Source organism: Pseudomonas tohonis, assembly GCF_012767755.2.
GTDB lineage: Bacteria > Pseudomonadota > Gammaproteobacteria > Pseudomonadales > Pseudomonadaceae > Metapseudomonas > Metapseudomonas tohonis.
The window spans coordinates 1,774,147-1,797,988 of record NZ_AP023189.1 but is presented as its reverse complement, the minus strand read 5'-3'; the positions used below and the strand labels follow the sequence as shown (position 1 = coordinate 1,797,988).

Below are 23,842 nucleotides of genomic sequence, written 5' to 3'. Positions count from 1 at the left end.
ATCTCTTGGGTTCAGAGAACCGCTTTCGGGTAGGACCCCAGCACCTTCAGCGCCACGGCCTCCTGGTTGATCTTCTCCAGCACGTCCTTGATCAACGGGTCACGGTGATGGCCGACGAAGTCGATGAAGAACACGTAGGTCCATTTGCCACTGCGGGACGGGCGGGTCTCGATGCGGGTCAGGTCGATGCCGTTGGTGTGGAAGGGCACCAGAAGCTCGTGCAGCGCGCCAGGCTTGTTGCGCATGGAGACGATGACCGAGGTCTTGTCGTCGCCGGTAGGCGGCACTTCCTGGCTGCCGATGATGAGGAAGCGCGTGGAGTTGTCCGGGCGGTCCTCGATCTTCTCGCAGAGCTTGGTCAGCCCGTAGAGACTGGCCGCCATGTCGCCGGCGATGGCGGCGGAGTTCCACTCGCTCTTCACCCGCTTGGCGGCATCCGCATTGCTGGAGACAGCGACGCGCTCGACGTTCGGGTAGTGCGCGTCCAGCCACTTGCGGCACTGGGCCAGGGACTGGGCGTGGGAATAGATGCGGGTGATGTTGTCGGTCTTGGTGGTGTCGCCCACCAGCAGGTGATGGTGGATACGCAGCTCCACCTCGCCGCAGATGACCATGTCGTGCTCGAGGAAGCTGTCCAGGGTGTGGTTGACCGCACCCTCGGTAGAGTTTTCCACCGGCACCACGCCGAAATTGACCGCACCGGCCGCCACCTCGCGGAACACCTCGTCGATGGCGGCCATCGGGGTGCTGATCACGGCGTGGCCGAAATGCTTCATCGCAGCGGCCTGGGTGAACGTGCCCTCGGGCCCCAGGTACGCAACCTTGAGCGGTTGCTCCAGCGCCAGGCAGGAGGACATGATTTCGCGGAACAGCCGCGCCATCTCCTCGTTGTCCAGCGGCCCCTTGTTGCGTTCCATGATGTGCTTGAGCACCCAGGCTTCGCGCTCGGGGCGATAGAAGACCGGCTTCTCGCCTTCCGGCAGGGCCGCCATCTTCACGCGAGCGACGTCCTGGGCGCAGCGCGCGCGATCACTGATCAGTTCGAGGATCTTCTCGTCGAGGCTGTCGATGCGCAGGCGCAGGGCCTTCAATTCCTGTTCGGACATCAGGCGCGCTCCTTCTCGAACTCCGCCATGTAGGCCACCAGGGCCTCGACTGCATCCAGGCCGACCGCGTTGTAGATGGAGGCACGCATGCCTCCCACCGAACGGTGGCCCTTGAGGTTGAGCAGGCCACGGGCGTCGGCACCCGCGAGGAAGTCCTTGTCCAGGCGCTCGTCGGCGAGGCGGAACGGAACGTTCATCCAGGACCGCGCATTCACCGCGATGGGGTTGGTATAGAAGTCGCTCTTGTCGATGTGGCCGTAGAGCAGTTCCTTCTTCGCACGGTTGCGCTGCTCCATGGCTTCGACGCCGCCCTGCTCCTTCAGCCACTCGAAGACCAGGCCCGAGAGGTACCAGGAGAAGGTGGCCGGGGTGTTGTACATGGAGCCGTTATCCGCCGCGACCTTGTAGTTGAGCATGGTCGGGCAGGACGAGCGGGCACGGCCCAGCAGGTCTTCGCGGACGATGACGACCACCAGGCCGCTCGGGCCGATGTTCTTCTGCGCGCCGGCATAGATCAGGCCGAAGCGGGACACATCGAGCGGACGGGAAAGGATGTCCGAAGACATGTCCACCACCAGCGGTACGTCACCGGCCTCGGGGATCCAGTCGAACTGCAGGCCGCCGATGGTCTCGTTGGAGGCGTAGTGCAGGTAGGCGGCATCCGCACTCAGCTTCCAGCCGTTCTGGCCAGGGATGGCGAAGTAGTCCAGGCCCTTGGCACTGGCCGCGACGTTGACGCGGCCGTAGCGTGCCGCCTCCTCGATGCTCTTCTTCGACCAGATGCCGGTCTCGACGTAGTCGGCCACGCCGTTTTCCGGGAGCAGGTTCAGCGGGATCTCGGCGAACTGCTGGCTGGCACCGCCCTGGAGGAACAGCACCTTGTAGTTGGAGGGGATGGAGAGCAGGTCGCGCAGGTCCTGTTCGGCCTTTTCGGCGATGGCGACGTAGTCGTCACTGCGATGGCTCATTTCCATGACGGAAAGGCCCTTGCCTTGCCAATCGAGGAGTTCCGCCTGGGCGCGTTGCAGGACGGCTTCCGGAAGCGCGGCCGGGCCGGCGCAGAAGTTAAAGGCTCGCTTGCTCACATCCACTCTCACTGGGTAGCGCGGGGGCACCTGTGCCCCCGCTGATGGTCTTCTACCGAGTGGACAGGCCGGCTAGGACCCGCCCGCTCCGCAGCGTGTTACTCGTCACCCGCCGGTTGCGCGTCGTCCTGCTGGACATCGTCCGCCTGGACTTCGGCGACGGCGTCGGCCGTCACTTCGCCGTCTTCCAGCTCGTCGTCCTCGTCAACACCGGACGGCTCCTGCACGCGCTCCAAGCCGACCAGGGTCTCGTCCTTGGCCAGCTTGATCAGGGTCACGCCCTGGGTGTTGCGGCCGGAACTGGAGACTTCGTCGACACGGGTACGCACCAGGGTGCCCTGGTCGGAGATCAGCATGATCTCCTCGCCGTCCTGCACCTGGATGGCGCCGACCAGCTTGCCGTTACGCTCGTTGATGACCATGGCGATCACGCCCTGGCCGCCACGACCGCGGCGCGGGAACTTGCCAAGGCCGGTACGCTTGCCGAAGCCACGCTCCGATGCGGTGAGAATCTGCGCGCCGGATTCGGGGATCAGCATGGAGATCAGCTGCTGCTCCTTGCCCAGGCGCATGCCACGCACGCCACGGGCGGTACGGCCCATGATGCGCACCATGCTCTCGGCGAAGCGGATCACCTTGCCGGCGCTGGAGAACAGCATGACTTCCTTGGCGCCGTCGGTGATGGCGGCGGCGATCAGGGTGTCACCCTCGTCCAGGCGCAGGGCGATCAGGCCACTGGAACGCGGCTTGCTGAACTGCACCAGCGGGGTCTTCTTGACGGTGCCGAAGGCGGTGGCCATGAAGATATAGGCACCGGTGGGCTCGGCCACCAGCTCCGGGGTGTCGCCTTCGACTTCTTCGACTTCCGGCTCCACCACTTCACCTTCGAGCACGGCGACCTCGGCTTCCTCGAGATCATCCTCGTCACCGGCTTCGCGCTGCAGCGCTTCCAGGTCGATCTGCAGCATCGCGGTGATGCGCTCGCCCTCGTCCAGCGGCAGCAGGTTCACCAGCGGGCGGCCACGCGCGGTGCGCGAGGCTTCCGGGATTTCGAAGGTCTTCAGCCAGTACACCTTGCCCTTGCTGGAGAACAGCAGCAGCGTGGCATGGCTGTTGGCGACCAGCAGGTGCTCGATGTAGTCCTCGTCCTTCACGCCGGTGGCGGACTTGCCGCGACCGCCGCGGCGCTGGGCCTGGTAGGCGGCCAGCGGCTGGGACTTGGCGTAGCCGCCATGGGAAATGGTGACGACGCGCTCTTCTTCGGTGATCAGGTCGGCGATGGTCAGGTCCACCTGGGACGCGACGATCTCGGTACGGCGGGCGTCGCCGAACTCGGCCTTGACCTTCTCCAGCTCCTCGCGAATGACTTCCATCAGGCGCTCGGGACTGGTCAGGATGCGGATCAGCTCGCCGATCAGGGTCAGGATTTCCTGGTACTCGGACAGGAGCTTCTCGTGCTCCAGGCCGGTCAGGCGGTGCAAGCGCAGCTCCAGGATGGCCTGGGCCTGTTCCGGCGACAGGTAGTACTTGCCGTCACGCAGGCCGTACTGCGGGGCCAGGTCTTCCGGACGGCAGGAGTCGGCACCGGCGCGCTCGACCATCGCTTCCACGGCGGAGGACGCCCACGCGGTGGCGATCAGGCGCTCCTTGGCCTCGGCGGGAGTCGGCGAATTCTTGATCAGCTCGATCACCGGGTCGATGTTCGACAGGGCGACGGCCTGGCCTTCGAGGATATGGCCGCGCTCGCGCGCCTTGCGCAGCTCGAAGACGGTACGGCGGGTCACCACTTCGCGGCGGTGACGGATGAACACCTCAAGCATGTCCTTGAGGTTCAGCGTGCGCGGCTGGCCATCCACCAGGGCCACGACGTTGATACCGAACACGCTCTGCATCTGGGTCTGGGCGTAGAGGTTGTTGAGCACCACCTCGCCGACTTCGCCGCGACGCAGCTCGATCACCACGCGCATGCCGTCCTTGTCGGACTCGTCGCGCAGCTCGGTGATGCCCTCGAGCTTCTTCTCCTTGACCAGCTCGGCGATCTTCTCGATCAGACGCGCCTTGTTCAGCTGGTAGGGCAGCTCGGTGACGATGATCTGCTGGCGGTTGCCGCCCTTCTCCATGTCCTCGATTTCGGCGCGGGCACGTATATAGATGCGGCCACGACCGGTGCGGTAGGCCTCGATGATGCCGGCACGGCCGTTGATGATCCCTGCGGTCGGGAAGTCCGGGCCGGGGATGTACTGCATCAGTTCATCGACGGTCAGCTCGCTGTTGTCCATCAGCGCCAGGCAGCCGTCGATGACCTCGGAGAGGTTGTGCGGCGGGATGTTGGTGGCCATGCCCACGGCGATACCGCTGGAACCGTTGACCAGCAGGTTGGGGATCTTGGTCGGCATGACCGCCGGGATCAGCTCGGTGCCGTCGTAGTTGGGCACCCAGTCGACGGTTTCCTTGTCCAGGTCGGCCAGCAGCTCGTGGGCCAGCTTGGACATGCGCACTTCGGTGTATCGCATGGCCGCGGCATTGTCGCCGTCCACCGAACCGAAGTTGCCCTGGCCGTCGACCAGCATGTAGCGCAGGGAGAAGGGCTGGGCCATGCGCACGATGGTGTCGTACACGGCGGTGTCGCCGTGGGGGTGGTACTTACCGATCACGTCACCGACCACACGGGCGGATTTCTTGTACGGCTTGTTCCAGTCGTTGCCCAGCTCGCTCATGGCGAACAGCACGCGACGGTGAACCGGTTTCAGACCGTCGCGCGCATCCGGCAGGGCGCGCCCGACGATCACGCTCATCGCGTAGTCGAGGTAGGACTGTTTCAGCTCGTCTTCGATATTGACCGGGAGGATTTCTTTGGCCAGTTCGCCCATGAGAAGCCTGATTCCTTTTTCTAGTGAAGCCCCGACACATCCATCCTGGATGACGCAGGGCTCGTCGCCTGGCAGCGCCAGCACGACTCACGACAAATCAACGAGTTAAGCCACGGATCCGCACGGAATGCCGACCTTGCAAAGGGAGGCTCGATAACTGCCGGAGCTTACCATAGTCACCGCCCTGCACCCAGCCCCGCCGGGCGCAGGCCTCAGCCTCAATGCAGGCGCTTGCGGCACATCAACTGGGCCAGCTTGGCGGTATCGGGACGCTCGACAACCCCCTTCTCGGTCACGATCGCGTCGATCAGGTCGGCCGGGGTCACGTCGAACACCGGGTTCACCGCGTGCACATCGGCCGCCACGCGCCTGCCGCCCAACTCGAGCAACTCGCGCCCGTCACGCTCCTCGATGGGGATGTCGTCACCGCTCTCAAGCGCCATGTCGATGGTCGAGCTCGGCGCCACGACCATGAAACGCACGCCGTGGTGCATGGCGCAGACCGCCAGCTGGTAGGTACCGATCTTGTTGGCCACATCGCCATTGGCGGTGATGCGGTCGGCCCCGACTATCACCCAGGTGATGCCGGCCGTCTTCATCAGATGGGCCGCCGCCGCATCAGCATTGAGACTGACCGGCACGCCTTCGTTCGCCAGCTCCCAGGCCGTGAGGCGAGCACCCTGCAGCCAGGGGCGCGTCTCGTCGGCGTAGACCCGCTCCACCAGCCCGTCCAGATGGGCCGCACGAATCACCCCGAGCGCGGTGCCGAAGCCGCCCGTGGCCAGGGCGCCGGTGTTGCAGTGGGTCAGCAGCGCCTGGGGATTGCCCTGGTGCTTGCGGATCAGCTCCATGCCCAGCTGGGCCATGGTCAGGTTGGCTTCGCGGTCGCTTTCATGGATGGCGATGGCTTCCGCCTCCAGCGCCTGCAGCGGCTCCTCGCCCTCCTTCAGCCGATCCAGGCGCTCGCGCATGCGGTTGAGCGCCCAGAACAGGTTGACCGCCGTGGGCCGCGAATCGGCCAGCACACCGAAGTCCTCCTCGAGGGCTTCACGCCAGTCACCGCCCGCCGCCAGCCGCGCGCGCGCGCCCAGCACCAGCCCGTAGGCGGCACTGATGCCGATGGCCGGCGCACCGCGCACCACCATCAGGCGGATCGCCTCCGCGACACCGGCCGCGGTGCCGTATTCCAGCCAGGTCTCCTCCTGGGGCAGGAGGCGCTGGTCGAGCAGACGCAGGACCCCGTCCCGCCAGTCGATGGCGATCACCTTCTCGGCTGCCAACAGTTGCTCACGCATGGAACACCTCGCCACCAATAAACCCGCGGAAAAACCGCGGATTATAGCGATCCAGCGCCCGTCTGGCTCGGGTATACTGCCGCGATATTTTCCTGCGCCCAGGATGCGCCACCATGCCCGACGCCAAAGCCCCGCTCGACCTGCTCCTGCTGCCGACCTGGATCGTCCCCGTGGAACCGGCGGGCGTCGTCCTCCGCGACCATGCCCTGGGCGTCCGCGACGGTCGGATCGCGCTGATCGCCAAGCGCGAGGAGGCGCTGCGCTGGCCAGCTGCCGAGGTACGCGAGCTGCCCGGCATGCTGCTGGCACCCGGCCTGGTCAACGCCCACGGGCACGCCGCGATGTCGCTGTTCCGCGGCATGGCCGACGACCTGCCGCTGATGACCTGGCTGGAACAGCACATCTGGCCGGCCGAGGCCAAGTGGGTCGACGAGGCCTTCGTCCGCGACGGCACCGAACTCGCCATCGCCGAACAGATCAAGGGCGGCATCACCACGTTCTCCGAGATGTACTTCTACCCCGCCATCGCCAGCGAAGCGGTACACGGATGTGGCGTGAAGGCGCAGATCACCATCCCCGTCATCGATTTCCCGATCCCCGGCGCCCTCGACGCCGCCGAGGCCATCCGCCATGGCCTGGAGCTGTTCAGCGACCTCAAGCACCACCCGCGCATCAAGGTCGCCTTCGGCCCCCACGCGCCCTACACGGTCAGCGACGACAAGCTGGAGAACATCCGCATGCTCGCCGAGGAACTGGACGCCGGCATCCACATGCACGTCCAGGAGACGGCCTTCGAGGTCCAGCAGAGCCTGGAACAGCGCGGCGAACGCCCCATGGCCCGCCTCGCCCGCCTCGGCCTGCTCGGCCCGCGCTTCCAGGCCGTGCACATGACCCAGATCAGCGATGACGACCTGGCACTGCTGGTAGAAAGCAACACCAGCGTCATCCACTGCCCCGAATCCAACCTCAAGCTCGCCAGCGGCTTCTGCCCGGTGGAGCGCCTGTGGCTCGCCGGGGTCAACGTCGCGGTCGGCACCGATGGCGCCGCCAGCAACAACGACCTCGACCTGCTGGGGGATACCCGCACCGCCGCCATGCTGGCCAAGGCGGTCGCCGGCTCCGCCACCGCGCTGGACGCCCATCGCGCGCTGCGCATGGCTACGCTCAATGGTGCACGGGCGCTGGGAATGGAACAGGACACCGGCTCGCTGGAGCTCGGCAAGGCCGCCGACATGGTCGCCTTCGACCTCACCGGGCTGGCCCAGCAACCGGTGTACGACCCGGTTTCGCAACTTATCTATGCCACCGGTCGCGATCGCGTCCGGCACGTGTGGGTCGACGGCAAGGCCCTGCTCGATGCAGGCCGCCTCACCCGCCAGGACGAAGCCCGCCTGATCGCCACCGCGCAAGCCTGGGGCGAGCGGATCGCCGGCCACTGAATTCTGATTGATGGAAAAGGTGTCTCCATGAGCAACGTCGACCACGCCGAAATCGCCAAATTCGAGGCCCTCGCCCACCGCTGGTGGGACCGCGAAAGCGAATTCAAACCGCTGCACGACATCAACCCCCTGCGGGTCAACTGGATCGACGAGCGCGCCCGCCTCGCCGGCAAGACGGTGCTGGACGTCGGTTGCGGCGGCGGCATCCTCAGCGAAGCCATGGCCCAGCGCGGCGCCAAGGTCACCGGCATCGACATGGGCGAAGCCCCTCTGGCCGTGGCCCGCCTGCACCAGCTGGAATCCGGCGTACCGGTGGAATACCGCCGCATCACCGCCGAGGAGCTGGCCGCCGAGATGCCCGGGCAGTTCGACGTGGTCACCTGCCTGGAGATGCTCGAGCACGTGCCCGACCCGTCCTCGGTGATCCGTGCCTGCCAGACCCTGGTCAAGCCCGGCGGCCAGGTGTTCTTCTCCACCATCAACCGCAATCCCAAGGCCTACCTGTTCGCCATCGTCGGCGCCGAATACATCATGGGCCTGCTGCCTCGCGGCACCCACGACTTCAAGAAATTCATCCGCCCCTCCGAACTGGGTGCCTGGAGCCGCGCCGCCGGCCTGCAGGTCAAGGACATCATCGGCCTGACCTACAACCCGCTGACCAAGCACTACAAGCTGGCCAGCGACGTGGACGTCAACTACATGATCCACACCCTGCGCGAGGAGTGACGGCCATGCGCCTCAGAGCGGTTCTCTTCGACATGGACGGCACCCTGCTGGACTCGGCGCCGGACTTCATCGCCGTCGCCCAGGCCATGCGCACGGACCGGGGCCTGCCGGCCCTGGACGACAAGCTGATCCGCGACCAGGTTTCCGGTGGCGCCCGCGCCATGGTCGCCGCCACCTTCGGCATGGACCCGGAAGCCGAGGGTTTCGAGACCCTGCGCCAGGAATTCCTGGAGCGCTACCAGGCCCATTGCGCCGTGTTCACCCGCCCCTTCGACGGCATCGACGCACTGCTGCAGGACATCGAGAAGGCCCGCCTGATCTGGGGCGTGGTCACCAACAAGCCGGTGCGCTACGCCGAGCCGATCATGCAGCAGCTGGGCCTGGCCGAGCGCTCGGCGATCCTCATCTGCCCGGACCACGTGAAGAACAGCAAGCCCGACCCCGAGCCCCTGCTGCTGGCTTGCAGCCGCCTGCAACTGGATCCGGCCAGCGTGCTCTTCGTCGGCGACGACCTGCGCGACATCGAGTCCGGCCGCGCCGCCGGCACCCGCACCGCCGCCGTCACCTACGGCTACATCCACCCCGACGACAACCCCAGCCACTGGGGCGCCGACGTGGTCGTGGACCACCCCCTCCAATTGCGCGCCGTGCTCGATCGCGCGCTGTGCAGCTGCTGACGCAGCAGGGGCGAGCTTCAAGCCACAAGCCGCAAGACGCCCCCTTCACCTCACTTTCAGCTTCAGGCTTGCCGCTTGCAGCTCTCCGAAGGAGCCCGACATGTTCCAGTATTCCGCCCGCCCCGACCTGCTCAAGGGCCGGGTCATCCTGATCACCGGCGCCGGCCGCGGCATCGGTGCGGCCGCCGCCAAGACCTTCGCCGCCCACGGCGCCACCGTACTGCTGCTGGGCAAGACCGAGGCCAACCTCAACCAGGTCTATGACGAGATCGAGGCAGCCGGCCATCCGCAGCCGGCGGTGATCCCGTTCAATCTGGAAACGGCCCAGCCGCACCAGTACGACGAGCTCTCGGCCATGGTGGAGAACGAGTTCGGGCGCCTCGACGGCCTGCTGCACAACGCCTCAATCATCGGCCCGCGCACGCCGCTGGAGCAGTTGTCGGGCGACAACTTCATGCGCGTCATGCAGGTCAACGTCAACGCCATGTTCATGCTGACCAGCACCCTGCTGCCCCTGCTGAAGCTGTCCAGCGACGCCTCGGTGGTCTTCACCTCCAGCAGCGTCGGCCGCAAGGGGCGCGCCTACTGGGGGGCCTACGGCGTCTCCAAGTTCGCCACCGAGGGCCTGATGCAGACACTGGCCGACGAACTCGACGGCATCGCCAACGTGCGCGCCAACAGCGTCAACCCCGGCGCCACCCGCACCAGCATGCGTGCCCAGGCCTACCCGGGCGAGAACCCGGAGGTCAATCCGGAGCCCGAAGCCATCATGCCGGTCTACCTCTACCTCATGGGAGCGGACAGCACCGGCGTCAATGGCCAGGCGTTCGACGCGCAGTAACCCGCCCCACGCGGCGACCGCCGAGGTCGCCGCCCCTTCCGCCATTAAGCCGGCACCGCACTCGCGTGAACGGCATCACATTGCCAGGCGTTCGCCAAATCACCGGCAAGAGCTTGCCACCGGCGTTTTGCCAGCATCCTCAAGATATTGAATCCAAACGCTTTTACGGTCGAAATCGGATTCTGGCACGGAAATCGCTCTGACCTCTCCGTCGTCGCTTCGAGCGTCAGAGGTTCGCCAAATGGTCCCGTCCACCCCTACCAACACCATAGATTTCGATGCCGCCAAGCTGCAGCGCCTGGGCTTCACCAGCCCGGCCCAGAGCAAGCTGCGGCAGATGACGCTGCTGGAACTGCGCCGCCAGTTGAGCATGCAGTTGCAGACCAGCCTGGATGTGGAACGCATCGTCAGCCTGTTCTTCCGTGAAGTGCAGCGCCTGGTGCCGCTCGATGCCCTGGCCTATGTGCACCAGAGCAGCGACCTGCGCCTGGAATATGGCGAACGCGCCGCGCATTCGGCCGGCTACCGCCTGAGCCACGAAGGCGAATACCTGGGCGAGTTGATCTTCCGTCGCCGCCAGCGCTTCGACGAAACCGAACTCGGCCAGCTCGAATCCCTGCTGGCCTGCATGCTCTTCCCGCTGCGCAACGCGCTGCTGTATCGCACCGCCGTGCAATCGGCGCTGCGCGACCCGCTGACCGACACCGGCAACCGCATCGCCATGGACCAGGCGCTGCAACGCGAGGTGGACCTGGCGCGTCGCAGCCAACAGCCGCTGTCGGTGCTGATGCTGGACATCGACCACTTCAAGCGCATCAACGACGAATACGGCCACGGCACCGGCGACGAAGTGCTCAAGGCCGTGGCCACCACCCTCAAGGCCAAGCTGCGCAACGTCGACATGGTGTTCCGCTACGGCGGCGAGGAATTCCTCGTCCTGCTCTCCAGTACCTGCCGCGAAGCCGCCGGCATGGTCGGCGAACGCCTGCGCATGGGCGTCATGGAGATCCAGTACCTGGTCGGCGGGCGTCCGATCGAGCTGTCCATGAGCCTGGGCTGCGCCACCCTGCTGCCGGCCGAATCGGTGGACAGCCTGCTGCGCCGCGCCGACAGCGCCCTCTACGTGGCCAAGCGCAACGGCCGCAACCGCCTCTCCATGGCTGGCTGACCGCTCGACGACGCGAGCGACACCCATGAAAAAGGGGCCATCAGGCCCCTTTTTCATTGCATCGGCGGATCAGCGCTTGCGGCCGAAACCCGGACGCTGGCCATCGCCCGCCGGCGGGTTGGTGCGCTTGTTCACCGGACGCTGCGGCTTGCGCTGCGGGCGTTCGGCCACTTCGCTCGCATCGCCCTGGGGCTTGCCACGGGGCTTCTTGGCGACGTCGCGCGGGCGTTCGGCCAGCGGCGTGCTGCGGCCCTGCTCGCCACGGGCAGCCGGGCGCGGTGCGCGGGCCGGACGCTCGGCACCTTCACCACGCGGCGCGCGGCTCGGACGTTCGGCCCCCTCGCCACGACCACGAGCGGGACGCTCGCCACCTTCGCTGCGCGGACCACGGGCGGGACGGTCACTGCCCTGGCGATTGCCACGGCCGCTCACCGGCTTGACCAGCTTGCGCTGCATGCGCTCGACCTTGTCCTTGTGCTTGGTGGAGACCTCCGGCAGCAGGACCGGCTTGAGGCCGACCTCGCCACTGAGGATGTCCACCTCGGCCTGGCCCATCTCGCGCCAGCGGCCCATGGTCAGGTCGGAAGTGAGGAACACCGGACCGAAGCGCACGCGCTTCAGGCGGCTGACCACCACGCCCTGGGACTCCCACAGGCGACGCACTTCGCGGTTGCGGCCCTCCATGACCACGCAGTGGTACCAGTGGTTGAAGCCTTCGCCGCCAGGCGCTTCCTGGATGTCGGTGAACTTGGCGGGGCCGTCTTCCAGCATCACGCCGTTCTTCAGGTTCTCCAGCATCTCCTCGGTGACTTCGCCGCGCACGCGCACGGCGTACTCGCGGTCCATCTCGTAGGAGGGATGCATCAGGCGGTTGGCCAGCTCACCATCGGTGGTGAACAGCAGCAGGCCGGTGGTGTTGATGTCGAGACGGCCGATATTGATCCAGCGACCGGCACGCAGGCGCGGCAGACGTTCGAAAACGGTGGGGCGGCCTTCCGGGTCGTCGCGGGTGCAGACCTCGCCGTCGGGCTTGTTGTAGATCAGCACACGGCGGACGGCTTCGGTCTCTTCCTCGCGCTTGAGCAGGCGGCCGTCGACGCTGATGGCGTCATGACGGTCGACGCGCTGGCCAAGGGTCGCGGCCACGCCGTTGACCTTGACGCGGCCCTCGGTGATCCAGGCCTCGATATCGCGGCGCGAAGCCAGGCCGATACGGGCCAGAACCTTCTGCAGCTTTTCCCCAGCGGGGCTGTATTCGTCTTCGTTCATCTGGGCACCTCCCGGTGTAGTCGTTCAAAAAGGTCGCGCATCATACGCGGCGGGCGAACCTCAGGCTAGCTGAGTCCGCAGGGGTCGTCAGTGTTTTCGCCGGCCGGTCGCGGCCAGGGCCAGCAGGCGCATATCGGCCTCGGCCAGCACCTCGCGGCGCTCCGCCTTGCCAAGTTTCTTCCACGCCTTGATCTCGCCACGGGTGCGCCCGCAGCCCCGGCAGACATCGTCCGCAAACTGGCAAACCTTGATGCAGGGGTCCTTCATCGTCGCGCCTCGTCTTCCGGCCTCAGTGGCGGGTCTCGTCGAAGCCATCGCCCAACAGCGCCGCGTCGGCCTCCTCCGCCACGGCGGCCGCCTCGGCCTCCGGCTGCGCGACCTCGGGGGCGGGCAGGTCGTCGAAGTCGGTCTTCAGGCCCTGCTCCATGGTGTCCAGCTCCGCCAGCAGCGAGCGGAAGCTGGTCTCCTCGCGGGGCTCGGCGGGCTCTTCCCCGGCCAGGTCGGCACGCGCTTGCAACCCTTCCGGCACCGGTACGTCGACATCGTCGAGGGCCAGCACCGGTTCGGGCTCCAGCTCGCGCAGGGCGGCCAGCGGCGGCAGCTCATCGAGGTTCCTGAGGTTGAAATGGTCGAGGAAGGCCTTGGTGGTGGCGAACATCGCCGGCCGGCCGGGCACGTCACGGTAGCCGACCACGCGGATCCACTCGCGCTCCATCAGTGTCTTGACGATCTGGCTGTTCACCGTCACGCCGCGGATGTCCTCGATCTCACCCCGGGTGATGGGCTGGCGGTAGGCGATCAGGGCCAGGGTCTCCAGCATGGCGCGCGAGTAGCGCTGCGGACGCTCCTCCCAGAGGCGACCGACCCAGGGGGCGAAGCGCTCGCGCACCTGCAGCCGGTAGCCGGATGCCACTTCCTTCAGCTCGAAGGCGCGCCCCTGGCAGGAAGCGGCGAGAATCGCCAGCGCATCGCGGATCTGCGCCGGCTCCGGGCGCTCGGCTTCCTCGAACAGCTCGCCGATGCGCTCCAGCGACAGGGGTTTGCCGGAAGCCAGCAGGTAAGCCTCGAGCAGGGAGGCCAGCTCCTTGGGGTCGTTCAGGTTCATCTACTCGGCTCTTGCACGGACGTGGATGGGTGCGAAGGGCTCATTCTGCACCAGCTCCACCAGTTGTTCCTTGATCAGCTCCAGCACCGCCATGAAGGTCACCACCACGCCCAGGCGCCCTTCCTCGGCGGTGAACAGGCTGACGAACGGCAGGAAGGCGCCGCCCTTCAGGCGCTCCAGCACCTCGCTCATGCGCTCGCGGGTGGACAGCGCCTCGCGGGTCACCTGGTGGCTTTCGAACATGTCGGCGCGGCGCAGCACCTCGGCCATGGACAGCAGCAGCTCTTCCAGGCTGACGTCCGGCAGCAGCTTGCGCGCCCGCGCCTCTGGAGCCTCCAGGCGCGGCACGGTGTTGTCGCGACCGACCCGGGGCAGCATGTCGATGCCCTCGGCGGCGGCCTTGTAGCGTTCGTATTCCTGCAAGCGACGGATCAGCTCGGCGCGGGGGTCTTCCTCCTCCGCCTCGGCCTCGCTGGAGCGCGGCAGCAGCATGCGCGACTTGATCTCGGCGAGCATGGCGGCCATCACGAGGTACTCGGCGGCCAGCTCCAGGCGCACGGATTTCATCAGCTCGACGTAGCCCATGTACTGGCGGGTGATCTCCGCCACGGGGATGTCGAGGATGTCGATGTTCTGCTTGCGGATCAGGTAGAGCAGCAGGTCGAGCGGCCCCTCGAAGGCTTCGAGGAACACCTCCAGGGCATCCGGCGGGATATAGAGGTCGACAGGCAGCTCGGTGACGGCCTGCCCGTAGACCAGGGCGAAGGGCAGCTCCTGCTGGGCTCCTGCCTGGCTGTCGACCTGGGGCGCAGCTTCTGTGCTCACGCCTCGGCGTCCGTCATGAAGGGCGTCGGGTCACCGCAACCGGCACGCACCAGGCGCGGCTCGCCTTCGGACAGGTCGACCACGGTGGAGGCCGCCATGCCGCCGTAGCCGCCGTCGATGATCAGGTCCACCTGGTGCTCGAGGATCTGGCGCATCTCATAGGGGTCGCTCATCGGCAACGCCTCGCCAGGCAGGGTCAGGGTTGCGCTCATCAACGGCGCCCCCAGCTCTTCCAGCAGCGCCAGGGCGATGGGATGGTCCGGCACCCGCAGGCCGATGGTGCGGCGCTTGGGGTGCAACAGCATGCGCGGCACCTCGCGGGTGGCGCTGAGGATGAAGGTGTAGGGTCCGGGGGTATGCGCCTTGAGCAGGCGGAACGCCGCGGTGTCGACCTTGGCGAACAGCCCCAGCTCGGAGAGGTCGCGGCAGACCAGGGTGAAGTTGTGCTTGTCGTCCAGGCGGCGCAGGCGGCGGATGCGCTCCACGCCGTTCTTCTCGCCAATGGCACAGCCGACGGCGTACGAGGAGTCGGTCGGATAGACGATCACGCCCCCCGCCCTGACGATCTCCACCGCCTGCTTGATCAGCCGCGGCTGGGGATTCTCCGGGTGGACCTGGAAAAACTGACTCACGTTATCTCCCTGCTCAGCGTTCAGTTGGTCGTTGTGCATGTTGGAAACGCGCCGCCAGGGGCGACAGGTCCTCCGGTATGGGTCGGTACACGCCCAGCTCCGACCAGTCCCCAGGTGCGTGGAAATCGCTGCCGGCGCTCACCAGCATGCCGAATTCGCGGGCAAGGATGGTCAGCGTGCCCACCTGCTCCGCAGGCTGCATGCCGTTGACCACCTCGAGCGCATGGCCGCCGGCAGCGATGAAATCGGCCACCAGCTTGCGACGCTTGGTCTTAGTGAAGTCGTAATGGTAGGGATGCGCCAGGCTTATCCAGGCCCCGGCGGCGCGCAGCGTACCCACGGCCTCGGCCAGGGTCGGCCAGTGCTGCTTGACGTCGCCGAGCTTGCCCGAGCCCAGCCACTTGCGGAAGGCCTCCGCACGATCGCGCACGTGCTTCTCGCGCACCAGGAACTCGGCGAAGTGCGGCCGTGCCGGCGCGTTGCCGCTGTCACCCAGCTCGCGCTGGATGGCCCGCGCGCCTTCCAGCGCGCCGGGCATGCCCTTGGCCGCGAGGCGACGGTCGATCTCCTCGGCCCGCGACCAGCGCCCCTGGTGCAGGTCGGCGATGGCCTGGCGCAACTCCGGGGCGTCCGGACGGAAGGCATAGCCGAGCACGTGAATCGTCGCGCCGCCCCAGGTGCAGGACAGCTCCACGCCATCGATCAGCTCGATATCCAGTCCGGCGGCGGCGCTGCGGGCCTCTTCCAGCCCCTCGAGGGTGTCGTGGTCGGTCAGCGCCAGCACCCGAACGCCCTTTTCATGGGCGCGCGCCACCAGCACGGCGGGCGCCAGGGCGCCGTCGGAGGCCGTGCTGTGACAGTGCAGATCAATGTGCATGGCGTGCGCTTTCGCTAAGGGAATGGTTTGTTATTATGCCGGCACATCCCGCTTCTGGCTGCCGCCGTGAAACAATTCATCGACTTCATCCCGCTCATCCTCTTTTTCATCGTCTACAAGCTCGAACCCCGCGCCATCGAATTCGCCGGGCACAGCGTCATGCTGGGCGGCATCTTCAGCGCCACCGCCGTGCTGATCGCCGCCTCGGTGGTGGTCTACGGCGCGATCTTCCTCACCCAGCGCCGCCTGGAGAAGGGCCAGTGGCTGACCCTGGCCGCCTGCCTGGTGTTCGGCGGCCTGACCCTGGCCTTCCACAGCGAGACCTTCCTCAAGTGGAAGGCGCCGGTGGTCAACTGGCTGTTCGCCCTGGGCTTCGCCGCCAGCCACTTCATCGGCGACAAGCCCCTGATCCAGCGCGTCATGGGCCATGCCGTCTCGCTGCCCCAGGCCATCTGGGTGCGCCTGAACCTGGCCTGGATCGTCTTCTTCCTGTTCTGCGGCTGCGCCAACCTCTTCGTCGCCTTCACCTACCAAGAGTTCTGGGTCGACTTCAAGGTCTTCGGCAGCCTGGGCATGACCCTGCTGTTCCTCATCGGCCAGGGCATCTTCCTGGCGCGTCACATGCACGATCCCGAATCCGAGAAACCTCAAGAATAAGGACCATCATGCTCTACGCGATCATCTCCTCCGACGTTGCCGACTCCCTGGAAAAACGCCAGGCCAACCGCCCCGCGCACCTCGCCCGCCTGGAGCAGCTGAAAGCCGAAGGCCGCCTGGTGCTGGCCGGCCCGCACCCGGCCGTGGACAGCAACGACCCGGGCGCCGCCGGCTTCACCGGCAGCCTGGTCGTCGCCGAGTTCGAATCCCTGGTCGCCGCGCAATCCTGGGCCGAAGCCGATCCGTTCCGCACCTCGGGCGTCTACGCCAGCGTGATCGTCAAACCCTTCAAGCAGGTCTTCTGACAGCAGCACACCGAATCCATTCAGGAAACAGGAGTTCCGATGCGCCACGCCTCGCTGTCCCTGCTGTTCGCCCTGTCCCTCCTCGCTCCGCTGGCCCAGGCCGAAGAAGCCTTGCCGACCGTCGCCCCCAGTGCGTCGGTCGAGCCCCGCCCGGTGGAGAACATCGCCGCGCAGGAACTCACCGCCCTGCAACAGCGCCTGGCCGAAAGCGAGCGCCAGCGCAACGAACTGGCCGCCCAACTGGCCAACGGCACCACGGCCGAGCGCGACACGGCGCTGCTCTCGCGCCTGCGCCAGGAAAACCAGCGCCTGAAGCTGCAACTCAAGGAAGCCCAGGCGAACCGCTCCCCGAGCCTGGTCAGCGATGACCAGATGTGGTTCGCCATCGGCGGCGGCGTGGCGCTGCTGTCCCTGCTGGTCGGCCTGTTCGCCCGTGGCGGGCAACGCCAGCGCCGGCAGTGGATCAACTGACGAATCGACGGCCATGAGCGAACTGCTGCTTATCGATGACGACCAGGAGCTCTGCGAGCTGCTCAACAGCTGGCTCAGCCAGGAAGGCTTCAGCGTGCGCGCCTGCCATGACGGTGTCAGCGCACGTGCCGCCCTGGCCGCCCATGCGCCGGCGGCCGTGGTGCTCGATGTGATGCTGCCCGACGGCAGTGGCCTGGAGCTGCTCAAGCAACTGCGCAGCGACCACCCGGACCTGCCGGTACTGATGCTCTCTGCCCGAGGCGAGCCGCTGGACCGCATCCTCGGCCTGGAGCTGGGTGCCGACGACTACCTGGCCAAGCCCTGCGACCCGCGCGAACTCACTGCCCGCCTGCGCGCCGTGCTGCGCCGCACCCAGCCGCCCTCGCAGTCCAGCCAGCTGGAGCTGGGTGACCTCTGCTACAGCCCGGTGCGCGGCGTGGTCAACGTCGGCGAACACGAGATCAGCCTAACCGTCTCCGAAGGCCGCCTGCTCGAAGCCCTGCTGCGCCAGCCCGGCGAGCCGCTGGACAAGCAGGAACTCGCGCAACTGGCCCTGGGCCGCAAGCTGACCCTCTACGACCGCAGCCTCGACATGCACGTCAGCAACCTGCGCAAGAAGCTCGGCCCGCACGCCGACGGCAGGCCGCGCATCGTCGCCCTGCGCAGCCGCGGCTATTACTACAGCGCCTGAGGCAGGCCGCCCGCCCCTCGCGCCCGCTCGCCCCGAGCCAGTCGTATCAGCGTCCTGAACCTCTCTTTACCCAAGCTTTACCCAGGCCTGACCGCCCTTGACCTTGCCCTCCCTAGACTGAGCACATCCGGCAACCAGCCGGTTCAGAAACAAGGAGATAGACCATGCGCAAGACAATCGCCGCCCTGCTGCTCGCAGCCGCCCTGCCCACCGTCGCCATGGCCATGCCCGAAGACGGCCCCGGCCCGGAGCGTGGCTTCGGCGGCCCCGGTCACGGTGGTCCCGGCCTGTTCAAGGAGCTGGACCTGAGCCGCGAACAGCGTCACCAGGTCGGCAAGCTGATGGGCGACTCCATGAGAAGCCGCCACGACATCACCCAGAAGTACCTGGACAAGCTGCCCGCCGCCGACAAGAAGGCCATGCAGGACGAGCTGAAGGCCAGCGAGGAAAAGAACCGCGCCGAGATCCGCGCGCTGCTCAAGCCCGAGCAGCAGAAGGAGTTCGACGAGCTGCAGAAGAAAATGGAGGAGCGCCGCGCCGAACGTGCCGAGTTCGAAGCCTGGAAAGCCCAGCGCGCGCAGAAGACCCAATGACCGTGGCGGCCTGACCGCCAGCCCCAGCGCCCATCAGGCACCCGCCTGATGGGCTTTGCCGTTTCCGGAGGAGACTCGCGTGCGTTCACTGTTCTGGCGGATCCTCGCCGCCTTCTGGCTCGCCCTGGCGCTGGTCGCCGGCCTCGCCATGCTGCTGGGCCGCGCCCTCAACCAGGACGCCTGGATCCTCAGCCGCCACCCTGCCCTGCAGGGCCTGGCGGAAACCCTGGTGCAGCGCTACGAGATCGGCGGGCCGGACGAGGTGCAACGCCTGCTCGAACAGTTCAAGCGCCGCGCCCGCATCGACGTGCAGATCCTCAACGACAGCGGCCAGCCGGTGGTGCGCGGCACCTTCCCGCCCCGCGCCGCCGCCTTCGAGGCCCGCCAGCACGACGAGCGCCTGCCCTGGCGCCGCCTCACCGAGGAATACACCAGCCCGCGCAGCGGCGACTCGTTCCTGCTGATCTACCGCATCCCCTACCCCGAACTGGAAGCCTGGCACCGCGGCAGCCTGCTCTGGCCCTTCAGCGCCCTGGGCATCGCCCTGGTGGTGCTGACCCTGTTCAGCCTGGCACTGACCCTCTACATCACCCGTCCGTTGAACCGCCTGCGCCGTGCCGTGCACGACCTCGGCAAGACCGCCTACCAGCAGGACAGCCTGGAACGCCTGTCCCGGCGCCGTGACGAACTCGGCGTGCTCGCCGGCGACTTCAACCGCATGGGGCAGCGCCTGCAGGGGCTGATCGGCAGCCAGCGCCAGCTGCTGCGTGACGTCTCCCACGAGCTGCGCTCGCCCCTGGCGCGCCTGCGCATCGCCCTGGCCCTGGCCGAACGCGCGGAACCCCAACAGCGCGAGGCCCTGTGGCCGCGCCTGGGCCAGGAATGCGACCGGCTGGAAGCGCTGATCAGCGAGATACTCGCCCTGGCGCGCCTGGATGCAGAACCCGGCGCGACCCACCCGATCGAGCTGCGCCCTCTGCTGGCGGGCCTCGCCGACGACGCGCGCCTGCTCTACCCCGAGCAGCGCATCGAGATCCGCTGCCCCGCCGAGCTGCGCCTGGACGGCTGGCCGGACATGCTGGAGCGCGCCCTGGACAACCTCCTGCGCAACGCCCTGCGCTTCAACCCGGCCGAACAGCCGGTGGAGCTGGATGCCAGCCAGGCCGACGGCCTGTTGCGCGTGCAGGTCCGCGACCACGGCCCTGGCGTCGCACCGGAGCACCTGGCGCAGTTGGGCGAACCCTTCTACCGCGCGCCGGGCCAGGCCGCAGCGGGCCATGGCCTCGGGCTGGCCATCGCCCGTCGCGCCGTCGAACGCCACGGCGGCTCGCTGGCACTGGCCAACCACCCCGGCGGTGGCTTCGTCGCCAGCATCGAACTGCCGCTGCACCCGCAAGGCCGGGTGTCCCCCAGGCAATAAAAAACCCGGCGGAGGTATCTCCAGCCGGGTTCTTCGGTCCCGCCGTGGATCAGTCGATCAGCCCCAGGCGTTCACGAAATCAGCCGGAGCCAGCTCCGGCGGGCTGCGGCGGTCGCCTTCCACACTGCCCAGGTAGAGGAAACCCACGACCTGCTCGTTGTCGGCCAGGCCCAGGCCACGGGCGACATGGCGGTCGTAGCTCAGCTCGCCGGTGCGCCAGATGGCGCCCAGCCCCTGGGCATGGGCGGCCAGGAGGATGCCGTGGGCGGCGCAGCCCGCCGACAGCACCTGCTCGCTTTCCGGCACCTTGTGCCCGGCGGTCAGGCGGGCGATCACCGCCACCAGCAGCGGCGCACGCAGTGGCATGCCGAGGGCCTTGTTCACCGCAGCCTCGGGCGCCTGCGGGTCCCTGGCCTTCACCGCCTCGGCGAACAGCTCGCCCAACCGGTTGCGTGCCTCGCCCTCGATGGTGAGGAAGCGCCAGGGCCGCAGGTAGCCATGGTCCGGGGCGCGCAGGGCGGCGCGGAACAGCACCTCGCGTTGCGCCGCATCGGGCGCCGGCTCCACCAGGCGAGACAGGGATACGCGGTTGAGCAGAGCGTCGAGAGCCTCCATCGGGCCACCTCCAGGTTCGAGTGAAGCGGCATTCTAGCCGAAGTTGCGAAACGTTCCCGATATACGACATCGCTTTACAGTCCCATGCACCTGCGTAGAATCTCGCTCCTCGTCCACCGGGCCAGACTTGCCATGGCGCTGCCGACCCTCCGCATCATCGCCTTCATCATCGGCATCTTTCTCATCACCCTGTCCGCCAGCATGGTCATTCCCATGCTGGCGCTGCTGGTGTTCGAACGCACCGACGACCTCAGCGCCTTCACCTGGTCGAGCTTGATCACCTTCGCATCCGGCATCGCCCTGGTGGCCCAGGGGCGGCCCGAGCACTCGCACATGCGCCCCCGCGACATGTACCTGCTGACCACGGCGAGCTGGGTGGTCGTGTGCTGCTTCGCGGCACTGCCGATGGTGTTCATCCAGCACATCAGCTACACCGACGCCTTCTTCGAAACCATGTCCGGCATCACCACCACCGGCTCGACCGTCCTCACCGGGCTGGACTCCGCCTCGCCCGGCCTGTTGCTGTGGCGCTCGATGCTGCACTGGCTGGGGGGCATCGGCTTCATCGGCATGGCCGTGGCGATCCTGCCGCTGCTGCGTATCGGCGGCATGCGCCTGTTCCAGACGGAGTCCTCCGACTGGGGTGAGAAGGTCATGCCGCGTTCGCACATGGCGGCCAAGTACATCCTCCTCGTCTACATCGGCCTCACCGCCCTTGGCACCCTGGCCTTCTGGCTGGCCGGCATGACCCCTTTCGAAGCGCTCAACCATGCCGCTTCCCTGATTTCGACCGGCGGTTTCTCCACCTCCGACAGCTCCATCGCGCACTGGCCGCAGCCAGCGGTGCACTGGGTCGCCGTGGCAGTGATGATCCTCGGCAGCCTTCCCTTCACGCTGTATGTCGCCAGCCTGCGCGGAAATCGCAAGGCCCTGGTCCGCGACCATCAGGTGAGGGGCTTCCTGCTCTTCCTGGTGGTCACCTGGCTGCTGTTCGGCACCTGGTACTGGGCCAACTCCAGCAACAGCTGGCTCGACGCCGTCCGCATCGTCGCCGTCAACGTCACCTCGGTGGTCACGACCACCGGTATCGCCCTGGGCGACTACACCCTGTGGGGCAGCTTCTCGGTGATGCTCTTCTTCTACCTGACCTTCGTCGGCGGCTGCTCCGGCTCCACCGCCGGCGGCCTGAAGATATTCCGCTTCCAGGTCGCCCTGGTCATGCTCAAGGCCAACCTGCAGCAACTGGTGCACCCCCGGGCGGTGATCCGGCAGAAGTACAACGGGCACAACATCGACGAGGAAATCGTGCGCTCGTTGATCACCTTCTCCTTCTTCTTCACCGTGACCATCGGCGTCATCGCCCTGGGCCTGTGCCTGATCGGCCTCGACTGGACCACCGCCATCACGGGCGCCGCCACCGCGGTCTGCAACGTCGGCCCCGGGCTGGGACCGACCATCGGCCCGGTCGGCAACTTCTCCAGCCTGCCGGATGCGGCGAAATGGCTGCTGACCTTCGGCATGCTCCTCGGCCGCCTGGAGATCCTCACCGTCCTGGTGCTTTTCACCCGCGCCTTCTGGAAGCACTGACCCCCGGAGGCGGTGAGCATGGACAGGTCGCCCAGCCCGGATAGAATGGCGACCTCGACAACTCAGAGCTCGACCCATGGCATTGCCGACCCTGCGCATCATCGGCTTCATCATCGGCATATTCCTGATCACCCTGGCCGTGAGCATGGCCATCCCCGTGCTGACGCTGTTCATCTTCGAACGCACCCAGGACATCCACTCCTTCGTCTGGTCGAGCCTGATCACCTTCCTCGCCGGCCTGGCGCTGGTCATCCCCGGGCGCCCCGAGCACGTGCACCTGCGCCCGCGCGACATGTACCTGCTCACCGTTTCCAGCTGGGTGGTGGTGGCGATCTTCGCCGCGCTGCCGTTCCTCTTCACCCAGCACATCAGCTACACCGACGCCTTCTTCGAGAGCATGTCGGGCGTCACCGCCACCGGCGCCACCGTGCTCAGCGGGCTGGACACCATGTCGCCCGGCATCCTCATCTGGCGCTCGCTGCTGCACTGGCTGGGGGGCATCGGCTTCATCGGCATGGCCGTGGCGATCCTGCCGCTGCTGCGCATCGGCGGCATGCGCCTGTTCCAGACCGAGTCCTCCGACCGCTCCGACAAGGTCATGCCGCGCTCGCACATGGTGGCCAAGTTTATCGTCCTGGTTTACGTCAGCTTCACCCTGCTCGGCACCCTGGGTTTCTGGCTGGCCGGCATGAGCCCCTTCGACGCGGTCAACCACGCCATGTCGGCGATTTCCACCGGGGGGTTCTCCACCTCCGACCAGTCCCTGGCCAAATGGCACCAGCCGGCCGTTCACTGGGTCGCGGTGGTGGTGATGATCCTCGGCAGCCTGCCCTTCGCCCTCTACGTCTCCACCCTGCGCGGGCACCGCAAGGCGCTGATCAAGGACCACCAGGTACGCGGCTTCCTCGGCCTGCTGCTCGCGACCTGGCTGGTGCTGGGCACCTGGTACTGGCTGACCACCGACCTGCCCTGGACCGAGGCACTGCGCCACGTCGCGGTCAACACCACCTCGATCCTCACCACCACCGGCTTCGCCCTGGGCGACTACAGCCTGTGGGGCAACTTCTCGCTGATGCTGTTCTTCTACCTGGGCTTCATCGGCGGCTGCTCCGGGTCCACCGCCGGCGGCATCAAGATCTTCCGCTTCCAGGTCGCCTACATCCTGCTCAAGGCCAACCTCTACCAGTTGATCCACCCCCGCGCGGTGATCAAGCAGAAGTACAACGGCCACCGCCTCGACGAAGAGATCGTCCGCTCGATCCTCACCTTCTCGTTCTTCTTCACCATCACCATCTGCGTCATGGCCCTGGGCCTGTCGCTGATGGGGGTGGACTGGATCACCGCACTCACCGGCGCCGCCAGCACCGTCTCCGGCGTGGGGCCGGGCCTGGGCGAGGTGATCGGGCCGGCGGGCAACTTCTCCAGCCTGCCGGACGGCGCCAAGTGGCTGCTCTCCCTCGGCATGCTGCTGGGCCGCCTGGAGATCATCACCGTGCTGGTGATCTGCACGCCGTATTTCTGGCGGCATTGAGGCGGCTTCGCGCACAGGCACCTGCGTGCCGCGTCACCCTCGTGAACGCGCAGGTCC

At 67.1% G+C, this 23,842-nt stretch carries 24 protein-coding genes; 13 read left to right on the top strand and 11 right to left on the bottom strand.

Annotated elements, in window-relative coordinates; all coding sequences use genetic code 11:
* Positions 1–11: 11 nt before the first annotated feature.
* The 4 genes from pheA to mtnA form a co-directional block, all read right to left on the bottom strand.
* The gene (gene pheA, locus HSX14_RS08335; protein ID WP_111259469.1) at positions 12–1,106 is read right to left on the bottom strand and encodes a prephenate dehydratase; all 1,095 of its coding nucleotides are present in this window, start codon (positions 1,104–1,106) and stop codon (positions 12–14) included.
* Positions 1,106–2,191, bottom strand: a complete 1,086-nt coding sequence (gene serC, locus HSX14_RS08330) for a 3-phosphoserine/phosphohydroxythreonine transaminase (RefSeq protein ID WP_173177105.1) — start codon at positions 2,189–2,191, stop codon at positions 1,106–1,108. Before serC ends, pheA begins: the two co-directional genes overlap by 1 nt.
* Before the next feature lie 98 nt (positions 2,192–2,289).
* Positions 2,290–5,061, bottom strand: coding sequence for a DNA gyrase subunit A (gyrA, locus tag HSX14_RS08325; RefSeq protein WP_173177103.1), 2,772 nt, complete (start codon positions 5,059–5,061; stop codon positions 2,290–2,292).
* Positions 5,062–5,279: 218 nt separating this feature from the next.
* Positions 5,280–6,356 carry an S-methyl-5-thioribose-1-phosphate isomerase gene (gene mtnA / locus HSX14_RS08320; RefSeq protein WP_173177101.1) on the bottom strand — a complete coding sequence of 359 codons (1,077 nt, stop codon included), beginning with the start codon at positions 6,354–6,356 and terminating at the stop codon, positions 5,280–5,282.
* 113 nt (positions 6,357–6,469) lie between these two features.
* On the opposite strand from mtnA, the gene HSX14_RS08315 reads away from it, so the two are divergent.
* The 5 genes from HSX14_RS08315 to HSX14_RS08295 all read left to right on the top strand — a co-directional run bounded on the left by HSX14_RS08315 (position 6,470) and on the right by HSX14_RS08295 (position 11,207).
* Positions 6,470–7,795 (top strand): TRZ/ATZ family hydrolase, encoded by a 1,326-nt coding sequence (locus HSX14_RS08315; RefSeq protein WP_173177099.1) that lies wholly within the window; start codon positions 6,470–6,472, stop codon positions 7,793–7,795.
* Positions 7,796–7,822: 27 nt separating this feature from the next.
* Complete coding sequence (gene ubiG, locus HSX14_RS08310) at positions 7,823–8,521, top strand: bifunctional 2-polyprenyl-6-hydroxyphenol methylase/3-demethylubiquinol 3-O-methyltransferase UbiG (RefSeq protein WP_111259474.1); 699 nt, start codon at positions 7,823–7,825, stop codon at positions 8,519–8,521.
* A 5-nt stretch (positions 8,522–8,526) separates the two neighbouring features.
* A complete protein-coding gene (mupP, locus tag HSX14_RS08305) occupies positions 8,527–9,198 on the top strand; it encodes an N-acetylmuramic acid 6-phosphate phosphatase MupP (protein WP_173177097.1) in 672 nt (223 codons plus the stop codon).
* A gap of 100 nt (positions 9,199–9,298) precedes the next feature.
* A complete protein-coding gene (locus HSX14_RS08300; protein ID WP_111259476.1) occupies positions 9,299–10,039 on the top strand; it encodes a YciK family oxidoreductase in 741 nt (246 codons plus the stop codon).
* A 241-nt stretch (positions 10,040–10,280) separates the two neighbouring features.
* Positions 10,281–11,207, top strand: a complete 927-nt coding sequence (locus tag HSX14_RS08295) for a GGDEF domain-containing protein (RefSeq protein WP_173177095.1) — start codon at positions 10,281–10,283, stop codon at positions 11,205–11,207.
* A gap of 69 nt (positions 11,208–11,276) precedes the next feature.
* On the opposite strand, the gene rluB is transcribed toward HSX14_RS08295, so the two are convergent.
* From rluB to HSX14_RS08265, 6 genes are all read right to left on the bottom strand, one after another.
* Entirely contained in the window at positions 11,277–12,476 is a 1,200-nt protein-coding gene (rluB, locus tag HSX14_RS08290; RefSeq protein ID WP_173177093.1) for a 23S rRNA pseudouridine(2605) synthase RluB, read from the bottom strand.
* An 87-nt stretch (positions 12,477–12,563) separates the two neighbouring features.
* Complete coding sequence (locus tag HSX14_RS08285) at positions 12,564–12,743, bottom strand: DUF1289 domain-containing protein (RefSeq protein ID WP_173177091.1); 180 nt, start codon at positions 12,741–12,743, stop codon at positions 12,564–12,566.
* Positions 12,744–12,765: 22 nt separating this feature from the next.
* Positions 12,766–13,581: an SMC-Scp complex subunit ScpB gene (gene scpB, locus HSX14_RS08280; RefSeq protein WP_173177089.1), complete on the bottom strand. Its 816-nt coding sequence runs from the start codon at positions 13,579–13,581 to the stop codon at positions 12,766–12,768.
* Positions 13,582–14,280: a segregation and condensation protein A gene (locus tag HSX14_RS08275; protein ID WP_173177204.1), complete on the bottom strand. Its 699-nt coding sequence runs from the start codon at positions 14,278–14,280 to the stop codon at positions 13,582–13,584. It abuts the gene before it with no gap.
* A gap of 122 nt (positions 14,281–14,402) precedes the next feature.
* Positions 14,403–15,038: an L-threonylcarbamoyladenylate synthase gene (locus tag HSX14_RS08270; RefSeq protein ID WP_173177087.1), complete on the bottom strand. Its 636-nt coding sequence runs from the start codon at positions 15,036–15,038 to the stop codon at positions 14,403–14,405.
* Positions 15,039–15,051: 13 nt separating this feature from the next.
* Positions 15,052–15,915 carry a PHP domain-containing protein gene (locus tag HSX14_RS08265; protein WP_111259483.1) on the bottom strand — a complete coding sequence of 288 codons (864 nt, stop codon included), beginning with the start codon at positions 15,913–15,915 and terminating at the stop codon, positions 15,052–15,054.
* Between the two features lie 66 nt (positions 15,916–15,981).
* On the opposite strand from HSX14_RS08265, the gene HSX14_RS08260 reads away from it, so the two are divergent.
* The 6 genes from HSX14_RS08260 (at position 15,982) to HSX14_RS08235 (ending at position 20,052) form a co-directional block, all read left to right on the top strand.
* Positions 15,982–16,572, top strand: a complete 591-nt coding sequence (locus HSX14_RS08260) for a septation protein A (RefSeq protein ID WP_197970214.1) — start codon at positions 15,982–15,984, stop codon at positions 16,570–16,572.
* An 8-nt stretch (positions 16,573–16,580) separates the two neighbouring features.
* Entirely contained in the window at positions 16,581–16,877 is a 297-nt protein-coding gene (locus tag HSX14_RS08255; RefSeq protein ID WP_173177083.1) for a YciI family protein, read from the top strand.
* Positions 16,878–16,916: 39 nt separating this feature from the next.
* On the top strand, positions 16,917–17,348 hold the full coding sequence (locus HSX14_RS08250) for an SH3 domain-containing protein (RefSeq protein WP_173177081.1): 432 nt from the start codon (positions 16,917–16,919) through the stop codon (positions 17,346–17,348).
* Between the two features lie 13 nt (positions 17,349–17,361).
* Complete coding sequence (locus tag HSX14_RS08245) at positions 17,362–18,039, top strand: response regulator transcription factor (RefSeq protein ID WP_173177079.1); 678 nt, start codon at positions 17,362–17,364, stop codon at positions 18,037–18,039.
* 164 nt (positions 18,040–18,203) lie between these two features.
* Positions 18,204–18,632 (top strand): LTXXQ domain protein, encoded by a 429-nt coding sequence (locus HSX14_RS08240; RefSeq protein WP_173177077.1) that lies wholly within the window; start codon positions 18,204–18,206, stop codon positions 18,630–18,632.
* 79 nt (positions 18,633–18,711) lie between these two features.
* The gene (locus HSX14_RS08235; protein WP_173177075.1) at positions 18,712–20,052 is read left to right on the top strand and encodes a sensor histidine kinase; all 1,341 of its coding nucleotides are present in this window, start codon (positions 18,712–18,714) and stop codon (positions 20,050–20,052) included.
* A gap of 57 nt (positions 20,053–20,109) precedes the next feature.
* Here HSX14_RS08235 and HSX14_RS08230 read toward each other — a convergent pair whose 3' ends face one another.
* Positions 20,110–20,667: a nitroreductase family protein gene (locus tag HSX14_RS08230; protein WP_173177072.1), complete on the bottom strand. Its 558-nt coding sequence runs from the start codon at positions 20,665–20,667 to the stop codon at positions 20,110–20,112.
* A 132-nt stretch (positions 20,668–20,799) separates the two neighbouring features.
* Here HSX14_RS08230 and HSX14_RS08225 point away from each other — a divergent pair, with 132 nt between their 5' ends.
* Positions 20,800–22,254: a TrkH family potassium uptake protein gene (locus tag HSX14_RS08225; RefSeq protein WP_173177070.1), complete on the top strand. Its 1,455-nt coding sequence runs from the start codon at positions 20,800–20,802 to the stop codon at positions 22,252–22,254.
* Between the two features lie 76 nt (positions 22,255–22,330).
* Positions 22,331–23,785: a TrkH family potassium uptake protein gene (locus tag HSX14_RS08220; RefSeq protein WP_173177068.1), complete on the top strand. Its 1,455-nt coding sequence runs from the start codon at positions 22,331–22,333 to the stop codon at positions 23,783–23,785.
* The last annotated feature ends 57 nt before the right edge of the window (positions 23,786–23,842 follow it).

Excerpts from the sequence above, each read along its gene's own strand:
- pheA (WP_111259469.1), bottom strand. The coding sequence starts at position 1,106 with ATGTCCGAACAGGAATTGAAGGCCCTGCGCCTGCGCATCGACAGCCTC.
- gyrA (WP_173177103.1), bottom strand. The coding sequence starts at position 5,061 with ATGGGCGAACTGGCCAAAGAAATCCTCCCGGTCAATATCGAAGACGAG.
- mtnA (WP_173177101.1), bottom strand. The coding sequence starts at position 6,356 with ATGCGTGAGCAACTGTTGGCAGCCGAGAAGGTGATCGCCATCGACTGG.
- HSX14_RS08315 (WP_173177099.1), top strand. The coding sequence starts at position 6,470 with ATGCCCGACGCCAAAGCCCCGCTCGACCTGCTCCTGCTGCCGACCTGG.
- ubiG (WP_111259474.1), top strand. The coding sequence starts at position 7,823 with ATGAGCAACGTCGACCACGCCGAAATCGCCAAATTCGAGGCCCTCGCC.
- mupP (WP_173177097.1), top strand. The coding sequence starts at position 8,527 with ATGCGCCTCAGAGCGGTTCTCTTCGACATGGACGGCACCCTGCTGGAC.
- HSX14_RS08300 (WP_111259476.1), top strand. The coding sequence starts at position 9,299 with ATGTTCCAGTATTCCGCCCGCCCCGACCTGCTCAAGGGCCGGGTCATC.
- HSX14_RS08295 (WP_173177095.1), top strand. The coding sequence starts at position 10,281 with ATGGTCCCGTCCACCCCTACCAACACCATAGATTTCGATGCCGCCAAG.
- rluB (WP_173177093.1), bottom strand. The coding sequence starts at position 12,476 with ATGAACGAAGACGAATACAGCCCCGCTGGGGAAAAGCTGCAGAAGGTT.
- HSX14_RS08285 (WP_173177091.1), bottom strand. The coding sequence starts at position 12,743 with ATGAAGGACCCCTGCATCAAGGTTTGCCAGTTTGCGGACGATGTCTGC.
- scpB (WP_173177089.1), bottom strand. The coding sequence starts at position 13,581 with ATGAACCTGAACGACCCCAAGGAGCTGGCCTCCCTGCTCGAGGCTTAC.
- HSX14_RS08265 (WP_111259483.1), bottom strand. The coding sequence starts at position 15,915 with ATGCACATTGATCTGCACTGTCACAGCACGGCCTCCGACGGCGCCCTG.
- HSX14_RS08255 (WP_173177083.1), top strand. The coding sequence starts at position 16,581 with ATGCTCTACGCGATCATCTCCTCCGACGTTGCCGACTCCCTGGAAAAA.
- HSX14_RS08250 (WP_173177081.1), top strand. The coding sequence starts at position 16,917 with ATGCGCCACGCCTCGCTGTCCCTGCTGTTCGCCCTGTCCCTCCTCGCT.
- HSX14_RS08245 (WP_173177079.1), top strand. The coding sequence starts at position 17,362 with ATGAGCGAACTGCTGCTTATCGATGACGACCAGGAGCTCTGCGAGCTG.
- HSX14_RS08240 (WP_173177077.1), top strand. The coding sequence starts at position 18,204 with ATGCGCAAGACAATCGCCGCCCTGCTGCTCGCAGCCGCCCTGCCCACC.
- HSX14_RS08230 (WP_173177072.1), bottom strand. The coding sequence starts at position 20,667 with ATGGAGGCTCTCGACGCTCTGCTCAACCGCGTATCCCTGTCTCGCCTG.
- HSX14_RS08225 (WP_173177070.1), top strand. The coding sequence starts at position 20,800 with ATGGCGCTGCCGACCCTCCGCATCATCGCCTTCATCATCGGCATCTTT.
- HSX14_RS08220 (WP_173177068.1), top strand. The coding sequence starts at position 22,331 with ATGGCATTGCCGACCCTGCGCATCATCGGCTTCATCATCGGCATATTC.